General features: G+C 52.1%; 9 protein-coding genes. 2 read left to right on the forward strand and 7 right to left on the reverse strand.

Features of this window, described 5'->3' with window-relative positions; translation table 11 throughout:
• A partial coding sequence (locus Q0231_RS10230; RefSeq protein WP_299347593.1) for an indolepyruvate ferredoxin oxidoreductase family protein occupies window positions 1-2829 on the forward strand: 2829 nt, incomplete at its 5' end.
• A 193-nt stretch (window positions 2830-3022) separates the two neighbouring features.
• Here the strand turns inward: Q0231_RS10230 and Q0231_RS10235 are convergent.
• The 5 genes from Q0231_RS10235 to paaA are packed head-to-tail and all read right to left on the reverse strand — an operon-like array spanning window position 3023 to window position 6680.
• Window positions 3023-4102 carry a 2Fe-2S iron-sulfur cluster-binding protein gene (locus Q0231_RS10235; protein ID WP_269392956.1) on the reverse strand — a complete coding sequence of 360 codons (1080 nt, stop codon included), beginning with the start codon at window positions 4100-4102 and terminating at the stop codon, window positions 3023-3025.
• Window positions 4103-4115: 13 nt separating this feature from the next.
• The gene (paaD, locus tag Q0231_RS10240; protein WP_269392955.1) at window positions 4116-4628 is read right to left on the reverse strand and encodes a 1,2-phenylacetyl-CoA epoxidase subunit PaaD; all 513 of its coding nucleotides are present in this window, start codon (window positions 4626-4628) and stop codon (window positions 4116-4118) included.
• Between the two features lie 2 nt (window positions 4629-4630).
• Window positions 4631-5383, reverse strand: a complete 753-nt coding sequence (gene paaC / locus Q0231_RS10245) for a 1,2-phenylacetyl-CoA epoxidase subunit PaaC (RefSeq protein WP_269392954.1) — start codon at window positions 5381-5383, stop codon at window positions 4631-4633.
• Complete coding sequence (gene paaB / locus Q0231_RS10250; protein WP_269392953.1) at window positions 5383-5667, reverse strand: 1,2-phenylacetyl-CoA epoxidase subunit PaaB; 285 nt, start codon at window positions 5665-5667, stop codon at window positions 5383-5385. The genes paaC and paaB overlap by 1 nt, the downstream gene beginning before the upstream one ends.
• 11 nt (window positions 5668-5678) lie before the next feature.
• A complete protein-coding gene (gene paaA, locus Q0231_RS10255; RefSeq protein WP_269392952.1) occupies window positions 5679-6680 on the reverse strand; it encodes a 1,2-phenylacetyl-CoA epoxidase subunit PaaA in 1002 nt (333 codons plus the stop codon).
• Window positions 6681-6766: 86 nt separating this feature from the next.
• Between paaA and Q0231_RS10260 the strand changes: the two genes are divergently transcribed.
• Window positions 6767-7201 (forward strand): PaaI family thioesterase, encoded by a 435-nt coding sequence (locus Q0231_RS10260; RefSeq protein ID WP_299347597.1) that lies wholly within the window; start codon window positions 6767-6769, stop codon window positions 7199-7201.
• On the opposite strand, the gene Q0231_RS10265 is transcribed toward Q0231_RS10260, so the two are convergent.
• Both Q0231_RS10265 and paaZ read right to left on the reverse strand, forming a co-directional pair.
• On the reverse strand, window positions 7198-8079 hold the full coding sequence (locus tag Q0231_RS10265) for a PaaX family transcriptional regulator C-terminal domain-containing protein (protein ID WP_269392950.1): 882 nt from the start codon (window positions 8077-8079) through the stop codon (window positions 7198-7200). The genes Q0231_RS10260 and Q0231_RS10265 overlap by 4 nt on opposite strands.
• A 6-nt stretch (window positions 8080-8085) precedes the next feature.
• Window positions 8086-10116, reverse strand: a complete 2031-nt coding sequence (paaZ, locus tag Q0231_RS10270) for a phenylacetic acid degradation bifunctional protein PaaZ (protein ID WP_299347599.1) — start codon at window positions 10114-10116, stop codon at window positions 8086-8088.
• Between the last annotated feature and the right edge of the window lie 221 nt (window positions 10117-10337).

The raw sequence follows: 10337 nt of genomic DNA on the forward strand, positions 1-10337 counted from the left end.
TACATCCCGTTTGGGCTTTACGGTTTTGCTGCCTCTCGTTTCACCGGCGCTTGGATTGGATTTAAAACAATTTCTGAGGTTCTTGAATCAAGTGCAGCGATTGAAGTGCCGCAGCCGCGTGCCTTCAAAGCACCTAAGGATTATGTGCCACCGTTTGATCTCAACCATGACCCGGCCACAAGCTTTGGGCCCATTTTGGAGCAAAAGCTGTTGGTGCGCTTGGATGCGATGCGCGCCTTTGCCAAAGCAAATCCCATCGACAAAGTGGCGTTTGGCGCGAAGAAGCCAAAAACGGCAATCGTTGCAGTAGGCAAAGCCTATGCTGACCTCATCGAAACGTTCAAAAAACTTGGCGTATCAGAAGCCGCCGCAAAACGTTTAGGGGTTGGTATTTATAAAGTTGGGCTTGTTTGGCCCATCGAGCCAACAGGGTTCGAGACATTCCTGCAAGACGCTGAAAAGCTCTTGGTGGTTGAAGAAAAACGCTCCGTTGTTGAAACTCAACTCAAGGATCTTTTCTACAACAAACAACAGGGCAATCGCTTCACCATCATTGGAAAGCGCGACTTGGCTGGCGCGCCATTGTTGCCCGAAGCGGGCGAGCTTCGTCCTTCCATTTTGGCGCAGGTGGTTCATGACTTTTTGAACCTTGAGGGCACACCTCCTAACGCGCTCCCTGCGCCAAACCTGTCCGATTTAGAGGTGGCACGGCGCACACCCTATTTCTATTCAGGTTGCCCACACAACCGCTCAACCAATTTGCCCGAAGGCAGCAAAGCGCTGCCTGGCATTGGGTGCCATTTCATGGCGTCTTGGATGGGTCGGGAGACCAACGGCATCGTGCAAATGGGCGGCGAGGGGGTCAATTGGATCGGCATGTCGTCCTATACGGGACGCGAGCATATCTTCCAAAACCTTGGCGACGGCACCTATTTCCATTCCGGGCTTTTGGCCATTCGCCAATCAATCGCTGCCCAATCAAATGTCACCTATAAAATTCTCTACAACCACGCCGTTGCCATGACCGGTGGACAAGATGTGGATGGTGAACTCAGCGTAGAAGCCATTATTGCGCAATTGCGCGCTGAAGGCATTAAACGCATCGCATTGGTTAGTGATAAACCCGAACGCTTCCGTTGGGATTTGATGCGCGGCGAAGGTATGAGCATTGACCACCGCAAAAACCTTGATGCGGTTCAAGAAGAGCTCAAAGGCCTAAAAGGCGTTACTGCGTTGATTTTTGATCAGGGCTGCGCCACCGAAAAACGCCGCAAGCGTAAACGCGGATTGATCGAGGACCCTAAGAAGCGGGTGTTCATCAATCCAAGCGTCTGTGAAGGCTGCGGCGATTGCTCGGTGCAATCCAACTGTATTTCTGTGAGCCCGGTGAAAACCAAATGGGGCGTTAAACGCACGATTGATCAATCCTCATGCAACAAAGATTTTTCATGTGTTGAAGGGTTTTGCCCAAGCTTTGTCACCATTGAAGGCGAAGAAGAAAAAGCAACCGGCGACATAAACCGGCGCGCCCATTTGTTGACCAATGTTGCCTCTTTGCCAGAGCCAAAACACGCCAAAACGGGTGAGATTTTGATCACCGGTATTGGTGGCACTGGCGTTGTCACTGTGGGCGCCGTTTTAGCCATGGCAGCTCACCTGCAAGGCAAAGGCGCTTCCGTCCTTGACTTTATGGGGTTCGCCCAAAAGGGCGGTGCGGTGATCTCGCACCTCAAAATCCTGGAAAAACCGGGATTGGAAACCCCTGTGCGGATCGACAAAGGTTCTGCTGATGCATTGATCGCTTGCGATTTGGTCGTGGCCAATATGGCTGAACCCATGGCAACGCTCACAACAGAAAAAACCCACGTTATCGCCAACACGAAAATCCTGCCAACAGCAGATTTTGTGTTGCGCGGTCTTGCGGACTTCCAAGAAGAAATTCGGCTGAAAAAGCTCAAAGAATATGCAGCACAAGTGGATGCATTTGATGTGACCGACCTCTCGGTACAATTGTTCGGTGATAGCGTCTTCTCCAATATGATGCTCACCGGCATGGCATGGCAAAAGGGCCATATTCCACTAGATGGCGATGCAATTCGCCGTGCAGCGGAATTAAATGGCAAAGCGATTGCCGCAAACCTTGAAGCCTTCGAACTGGGGCGCCTTATCGCTGATCAGCCTGAGCTATTTGTGCAAGACATTGACGCTGAACTCGAACAAACGCTGGAAGATTTGATTGCTGAACGTTCAGCGTTCTTGAGTGATTATCAAAACGGAGGTTATGCAGCTCAATATAAAGACATTATGGCGAAGGTAACAGCGGCTGAACATGCCATCGGCAAAACGGGCTTCAGCGAAGTGGTGGCGCACCAGCTTTCTCGAGTGATGGCCTATAAGGACGAATATGAGGTTGCACGGCTGCATCTTGAAACTGCTCACCTAAGCAATGCGCAGCGGCGGTTTAAGCAGGGCAGCAAACTTACTTTCCATATGGCGCCGCCAATGCTCAATTGGATCAAAGAGCCAAATGGCCGCCCGAAGAAGTTTGCCATCCCTGGCGCGATTGCCATGCCGACATTGAAAATGCTCAACGCCATGCGCCCATTACGCGGATCAAAACTTGATGTGTTTGGCTGGGGCAAAGACCGTCGCGACGAACGCCAGTTGCGCGATGAGTATATTCATCTTGTGACCATGCTGGCCGATAACCTGAATGCTGAAAATCATTCAGTGGCAATCGAACAAGCGCAGCTTGTTGATATGGTCAAAGGATATGGTTTGGTGAAAGAAGGTGCACTGGAGAAATATAAGAAGGCGTTGAACGCCTAAGGCTTATGCTTTTACTCGAGCACCCCACCCTTAGTCCCTCCCCATCGAGGGGAGGGAGACCAAAAGACTTTGACTGAGTTATCTGGGATTAGTGCCTATTCTTCCCACTTCCCTCAATGGGGAGGGCCGGGGTGGGGTGGAACAACAAAACAGGAAGAATCCACCAAGCGTTTTAGGGCCAGTTGTAACCCGCCTACAGCTCGTCAAAATCCAAAGTCAGGTTATCACTCGTTGGTCGAGCTTGGCACGCCAGCGTAAACCCGGCTTCAATTTCCCAAGGCTCAAGCGAATAATTCACCGCCATTTCGGCGCTGCCTTTTGCCACTTTGCAGCGGCAGGTGCAGCACATGCCACCTTTGCAAGAGAAGGGCAGCTCAAGCCCATGCTTGTTTGCCGCTTCGAGAACGGTTTCATTTGCGTCGGTCAGTTTGAAGCTACGCTTTGAGCCGTCCAAAATGATTTCAACTGAAACGCCTTGCTCCGCTGCTTCCAACATTTCTTTGGTTGGCGCTTTGCGCGGTTCTTGCCCGTCTGCTGGGGTAAACAACTCAAAGTGGATTTTTGACTTTTCGACACCCATTTCTTCGCAAGTCGCGCGCACGACTTCAATCATTTCGCCCGGTCCGCAGATGAAAATACCGTCAGCTGAAGCAGGATCGATTGCGCCGGTGTTGATCAAGGCTTTGACCTTGTCGCCGTCAATTCGGCCGTTCAAAATCGGGATGTCTTGGTCTTCGCGGCTTAGGATATGGATGATCGTTAGCCGTTCTAGAAAACGGTCTTTTAGGAATTCAAGTTTTTCGCGAAACATGATCGATTTGGTTTCGCGATTACCGTAAACCAAAGTGACATTGGCTTCATCGTCGCCTTCAAGTAACGACTGGGCAATTGACATCATGGGGGTGATGCCAGAACCCGCAGCGATCAGTAACGCTTCTTTGTTCTGTCCAACACCTGCGGTGAACCGACCTTCAGGTGTCATCACCTGAAGCGTCTGCCCAACTTCCAAATCGCTGGTTGCGAAGCTGGAAAATACGCCGTCGTCGACGCGGCGAATGCCCACCGTCAACTCGCTTCCGCCAAGTGGCGAAGAAATTGAATAAGAGCGACGCACGTCGTTTCCATTAACATCAGCGCGTAGTGTCAAATACTGTCCAGGGGTGAACGCATAGTCATTTTTCAATTCGGCAGGGATTTGAAAGCTGATGGCTTTCGCGTCATCTGTTAGCTCTTCGATTTTGCTTATGGTCAAGTCGTGGAATTTGGGTGCCATGTTTTTTTCGACCTCAGATACATTTGAAATAATCAAAGGGTTCAAGACAGTCCTTGCAACGATATTGTGCTTTGCAAGCTGTTGACCCAAATTCGGATAGTTTTTGCGTGTTTTCGCTGCCGCATTGCGGACAAGCAACAATGGTTTCGCCAAATAGTGCGAGTTTTGAATTCGATCCATTGACCGGCGGCGCAATGCCATAGACGCGCAGTTTTTCGCGGCCTACATCGCTGATCCAATCAGTGGTCCAAGCAGGAGAAATCACCCGCTCAATTCTTGGCTCAAATCCCGCTTCGCGTAACGCAACTTCAATTGCCAACTCAATCGCCAAAACCGCCGGGCAACCGGTGTAGGTTGGGGTGACATAGGCCACCGCTTTCCCCTCGATCATTTCAACGTCGCGCAATATCCCAAGTTCAGCCACATTGACACATGGCACCTCAGGGTCGGGCACAACAGATGCTGCGTCCCAAGCCTTCTGTGCTATGGCGTCGCGTGGTTTTTCGCTTGGGTGAAGCTGATCCATTGTTACCAGCTCATGCCCGGATAGGCGCGTTGCACATATTGCAACTGTGCCAACAAAAAGCCCATTTCTTCTCCGTGATGTCCGGTGCGGCCACCCAATTGTGGAAACTTCACCTCCGGCAAATCAAGCAAAGCTTGGTCAAAGATGTTGGAAATGGTTTGGCTCCATTGTGCCCGCAGTGCTTCACGGTCAGGCAATATGCCTTTTTCAGCACATGCTTTTGCATCGGCTGACATGGTGAAAAGCTCTTCCACATATGGGGTCATCTCTTCAACGGCAGCCTGCATGCGTTTTGCGCTTTCATCAGTGCCGTCACCAAGCCGGATCACCCATTCACCCGCATGCCGAATGTGGTAAGCCATCTCTTTAACGGCCTTACCTGCGATGCCACGAATGGTTTCGTCAGTCGAGGACAGGGCGGCTTGCCAATAGGGCTCCATGAAGGCGGCAAAATAGAGCTGCTTGAGCATGGTGTGCGCAAAGTCTTCATTTGGACGCTCAACCAAAAGACAGTTCTTGTACTCACGGTCAAGGCGCAAATAGGCGAGCTGATCTTCATCTCGGCCCTTGCCTTCAACTTCACCTGCATAGGTGTAGATGTTGCGTGAAGCACCAATATTGTCGAGCGCCATGTTTGGCATGGCTAAGTCTTCTTCGAGCAACGGCGCATGGCCGCACCACTCAGAAACCCGGTGCCCAAGGATTAGGTGGTCGTCCCCAAGTTCTAGAAGGGCGTTAAATAAAGCTTGAGACATTACATGTGCCCCACTTCATCAGGGATGTCGTAAAATGTTGGATGGCGATAGACTTTGTCGACACTTGGATCAAAGTTCTCAGCGGTTTGATCCGGATCCGATGCAAAGATCGATTTTGAAGGCACAACCCAAATAGATAGACCTTCGCCGCGGCGCGTATATGTATCGCGGGCGGCTTGCAGTGCCATTACTTCGTCAGCGGCGTGCAATGAGCCGCAGTGCTTGTGGGATAAGCCGTTGCGGGGGCGAACGAAAACTTCCCAAAGTGGTGTTTCTTTTGACATGAAATATCTCCCTATTCTGCGGCTTGTTGGGTTTTGCGCGCGGCACGTTTTTCAGCGTGAGCAAGCGCGGCATCGCGCACCCATTCGCCATCGTTCCATGCTTTTTTGCGGGCTTTGATGCGGTCGCGGTTCATTTGCCCGTGGCCTTTAACAACCTGCCAAAATTCGTCCCAATTTATCTCGCCGTGGTCGTAACCGCCTTTGCCATTATTCTTCTCTGGGTTCCACTTAAGGTCCGGATCAGGCACGGTAAGGCCCAAATATTCAGCCTGTGGAATCGTCGCATCAATGAATTTCTGACGAAGTTCGTCGTTGGAGAACCGCTTGATCTTCCATTTCATCGACTGCTCAGAATGGCTTGATTCAGCATCGTGCGGGCCAAACATCATCAAAGACGGCCACCACCAACGATTGATTGAGTCTTGCGCCATTTCTTTTTGCTCTTTTGTGCCGTTGCACAAAGAAATCAAAAGCTCATAGCCTTGGCGCTGGTGAAAGCTCTCTTCCTTACATACGCGGATCATTGCGCGGGCATATGGTCCGTATGAACAGCGACACAATGGAATTTGGTTCATAATGGCCGCACCATCAACAAGCCAGCCAATGGTGCCCATGTCCGCCCAAGTTGGGGTTGGGTAGTTGAAGATTGACGAGTATTTAGCTTTGCCAGACAGCAGTTCTTCAGTCATTTGCTCCCGGGTTACGCCAAGCGTTTCAGCTGCAGAATAAAGGTACAAGCCATGCCCGCCTTCGTCTTGCACTTTCGCAAGCAACGCTGCTTTACGACGCAATGATGGGGCCCGGGTGATCCAGTTTCCTTCAGGCAGCATGCCCACAATTTCTGAATGGGCGTGTTGGCCGATTTGGCGCACCAAAGTTTTGCGATATCCTTCAGGCATCGGATCGTTCGGTTCGATTTTTTCTTCCCGATCAATGCGCGCCTGAAAGGCTGCCAGAAACTCTTCAGTTTCCTCAGTGGCGCCATCCGCGCCGATCAATCCTTGTGAATACATATTGGCATTCCCCTCTCTTGCTGGTAATAATAAGTGACGAAAATTCACATATCAAGTAAATTTTGTAACATATCGGAGTTTTGGGGATGGAAAAACGCTTGAATGGGGCCGAACTTGAGGGTTTGATTGAGGAAATTTGCGCGCCGTGGGTACAAGAACTTGGCATTAAGGTGCTGGAGCTAGGCGAATCAGAAACCCAATTCATCATGCCCGCGACGGAAAAAGTCCTGCGCCACCGGGGCCCCAATGGCGGTTTGGTCTCGGGCCAAGCGCTCATGGCAGGCTCTGACACGGTTAGTTTTTTGGCGCTCAGCTATTTGAACGGGCGTTTTCGCAACTGTGTGACCGTTGATATGTCGACCAACTTCATGCGGCCCTTGCCAGAAGGTAACGTGATTTACAAAGTCACAGTGCTTTCGAACGGCAAGCGGTTAGCCACAACACGCGTCGACATTTTTGCTGAGGGCAGCGAGAAGGTCGCGACCACCTCAACCGGCGTATTTGCCTATATCGAAGACTAATCGACATATTGGTGTTGAAAGCGGTGCGATAGTTCAGTTTGTGCCGCTTTTTTCGGCTCGGAGTCCCACCAATTCTCAGACTGTGCCAGAAGTGCCAAATAAAGCTCGCGCACCAATTTATGACATGCTCCGCCCGGCCAATCTTTGGGCAATAAATGCGTCGGCAGGGCGGGCTGTTTGAGAATGAGACGCCGCCAATCATGAATGAGCAGCGTGCGGGCGCAAAGCGCCTCAAGCGGCGATAGTTTGTTTAAGGCCTCAGTCTTTGCCGCCATGTCCGAAAACCGGGCAATCAATGCGTCATAATCGTCTGCAAGATTTTGCAGATCAAACCGATCGATCACCCAATCCGGAAGTCGTTCAATGTCGCCGCTAATGGTCAGCAACTCAGCATCGACGATTTGCTGACGCACTTTGTCCGAAGGGTCGGCGAACAAGCCAACGCCATTGCGCAACTGCAGCCCGCCAAACGCGCCCAGCAACGCATTTTGAGTTTCTCGTGCATGGCCAATAACGTCAGGGCCAACCGCAATTAAAATGGACTTTGGATCGGGTGCGTAGGTTGGTCGATAGATTTTCTGCGTGGCAGGAATAAAGCTTTTCAATCCGGCTTTGGATAATTTGTAAAAACTGTGCCGACCCTGCTTTTCTCTAGTTACCCAACCTTCTTTTGCAAGACGCGACATGGCCGTGCGCAACGCGCCGCTTTCAACATTCATCGCGCCAAGAATGGTCTGTAGGTCCGACATGGCAACAGTGCCGCCATGTGGTTGTATTGCGTCGCCAAAAATGGTGATGACAACCGACCAAACGCGCAATCGACCATCTGAATGCAGATGGTCGATCAACGGCTGAATCAGTGGATTAGGTGTGCTCATACACCTCTATGTACGCTCAAATGCCACCATCGTCAAAAGCTCGTATTCGGCAACCTGTTCATCATTCTGATTGGTCAGTGTAACATTCCAGGCCACTTCCCCGTAGTCCGCCGTTCGCCGGGTTTTTCGTTTGCAGGTCAGGCGTACCCGAATGCTGTCGCCCGGGCTCACTGGCTTTTGAAAACTAAGACCGTTCAAACCGGTATTCGCCAGAACCGGCCCCGGATCGGGTTGAACAAACAGGCCTGCTGCAAAACTCAAAAGCAGGTACCCATGCGCAACACGACCGGGGAAAAATGGGTTTGCCTTTGCGGCGTCTTCGTCCATATGGGCGTAAAATGTGTCACCCGTGAAATGGGCGAAATGGGCGATGTCATCCAGCGTCACTTCGCGCGACGCGGTATGAAGGGTCTCACCAATACTGATTTCGTTGAAACAGCGCTGGAATGGATGATCAGGCCCAACAACTTCAGCGGCGCCCGGCTGCCACTGACCCGTGATTGCGGCGATCACATCAGGGCTGCCCTGTATCGCAGTGCGTTGCATGTAGTGCAGAACCCCTCTGACCCCGCCAAGTTCTTCGCCACCACCGGCCCGGCCGGGCCCGCCATGCACCATATGCGGAAGCGGCGCACCGTGTCCTGTCGCCTCCGCCATGCTTTTGGTGCCATTTATGTAGAGACGCCCATGCCAGGCCGCACTCGCCAGTGTAAAGCTGCGCGCAACCTGCGGATCATCGGTCACCAATGACGCGACCAGAGACCCACCACCGCGGTTGGCAAGCGCTGACGCGTGCTCAAGATCACGGTACGGCATGATCGTGGAAACGGGCCCGAACGCTTCGAGTTGGTGAACATTCTGCGCGTCATCAGGCGCATCGCAGCATAGAAGAGTCGGCGCAAGAAATGCGCCGTTTTGACCGGCACCAACTGTATCGACGTCTTCCGGATCGCCCGTCAGGCACTTTGCCTCGTCAGACAGTTTTGCGATGGTGGCCAGCACATCCGACTTTTGAGCAGCTGATGCCAGCGCGCCCATCGTCACGCCATCTGCCGCCGGATCCCCGATAGTCACCCCTTTCAGGCGGTCCACCAATGCATCCGCAACCTCTGTCATAGCGTTTTGCGGCACGATGATCCGGCGAATCGCCGTACATTTTTGACCTGCTTTGGTGGTGATTTCATTCGCAGCTTCACGGATAAACGCGTCAAAGGCAGCCGATCCCGCGATGACGTCCGGCCCAAGAACCGTGGCATTCAGACTATCCTGTTCGGCATGAAACCGAACAGAATTATGCATCAGCGCAGGGGTGGCGCGCAGCTTCAACGCTGTTTGTGCGGATCCTGTAAAACTGACAACATCCTGCGCGCCGAGACGTTCCAGCATATCACCCACACCACCCACAACAAGCTGAACCGCTCCGGGTGGGACCAGCCCGGACTCGACAATCATGCGAAAGCACGCCTCGGTCAGGTAGCAGGTCTGGGTCGCAGGTTTGACAATGGCCGGCATTCCCGCAAGCAGCGTCGGCGCGAGCTTTTCCAGCATACCCCAAACGGGGAAATTGAATGCGTTGATATGTACGGCAACACCCTGAAGCGGCACCGCAATATGCTGTCCGACAAAGCTGCCGCCGCGCGACAATGCTTCACCGCCACCATCAACATAGACGGGCCCATCCGGCATTTCGCGACGCCCTTTAGAGGCAAACAAACCCATTGTTCCGATGCCGCCATCGATATCAACCCAGCCGTCTTTGCGCGTCGCACCAGTAAGGGCATTCAGCGCGTAAAGCTCTTCCTTGCGGCTATCGAGATAACCCGCCAGCGCCTTGAGGATTTTGGCACGCTGATGAAATGTCATCTCGCGCAATGCGGGGCCACCACGGGTTTTGGCATGGGAATGCATTGCCGCAAAATCGAGAGTCGCGCCGCCCGCCTTGGCGATAACCTTGCCTGTTACTGGCCCGATGATTTGCGTCGCTTTGTCCGTTGGACCGACCCATGTGCCGTTTGAATAACTCTGTGGTGTTAGCATCTGACGCCCCTTTGTCTGATTCCGATAAGAATGTCGGAAGGAATTGGGAAAATCAATACTATTTAGTTAAAGGTAAAACCCAGCAAGAAGTCTTACATCAAGAGGAACAACTCATTAAGCAGCTGCAACATTTGATAGAGTCAAACGCAATTGAGAAATATTCAGCTATAACGACTTGGTTACCTTCAATTAAGACGCAACAGTACAATAATAGTTAAGTT

This window comes from uncultured Maritalea sp. (genome assembly GCF_937139385.1).
Classification (GTDB): domain Bacteria; phylum Pseudomonadota; class Alphaproteobacteria; order Rhizobiales; family Devosiaceae; genus Maritalea; species Maritalea porphyrae_A.

Bases quoted from the DNA above. Each gene is read 5' to 3' on its own strand.
- Q0231_RS10235 (WP_269392956.1), bottom strand. From the start codon at position 4,102: ATGGCACCCAAATTCCACGACTTGACCATAAGCAAAATCGAAGAGCTA.
- paaD (WP_269392955.1), bottom strand. From the start codon at position 4,628: ATGGATCAGCTTCACCCAAGCGAAAAACCACGCGACGCCATAGCACAG.
- paaC (WP_269392954.1), bottom strand. From the start codon at position 5,383: ATGTCTCAAGCTTTATTTAACGCCCTTCTAGAACTTGGGGACGACCAC.
- paaB (WP_269392953.1), bottom strand. From the start codon at position 5,667: ATGTCAAAAGAAACACCACTTTGGGAAGTTTTCGTTCGCCCCCGCAAC.
- paaA (WP_269392952.1), bottom strand. From the start codon at position 6,680: ATGTATTCACAAGGATTGATCGGCGCGGATGGCGCCACTGAGGAAACT.
- Q0231_RS10260 (WP_299347597.1), top strand. From the start codon at position 6,767: ATGGAAAAACGCTTGAATGGGGCCGAACTTGAGGGTTTGATTGAGGAA.
- Q0231_RS10265 (WP_269392950.1), bottom strand. From the start codon at position 8,079: ATGAGCACACCTAATCCACTGATTCAGCCGTTGATCGACCATCTGCAT.
- paaZ (WP_299347599.1), bottom strand. From the start codon at position 10,116: ATGCTAACACCACAGAGTTATTCAAACGGCACATGGGTCGGTCCAACG.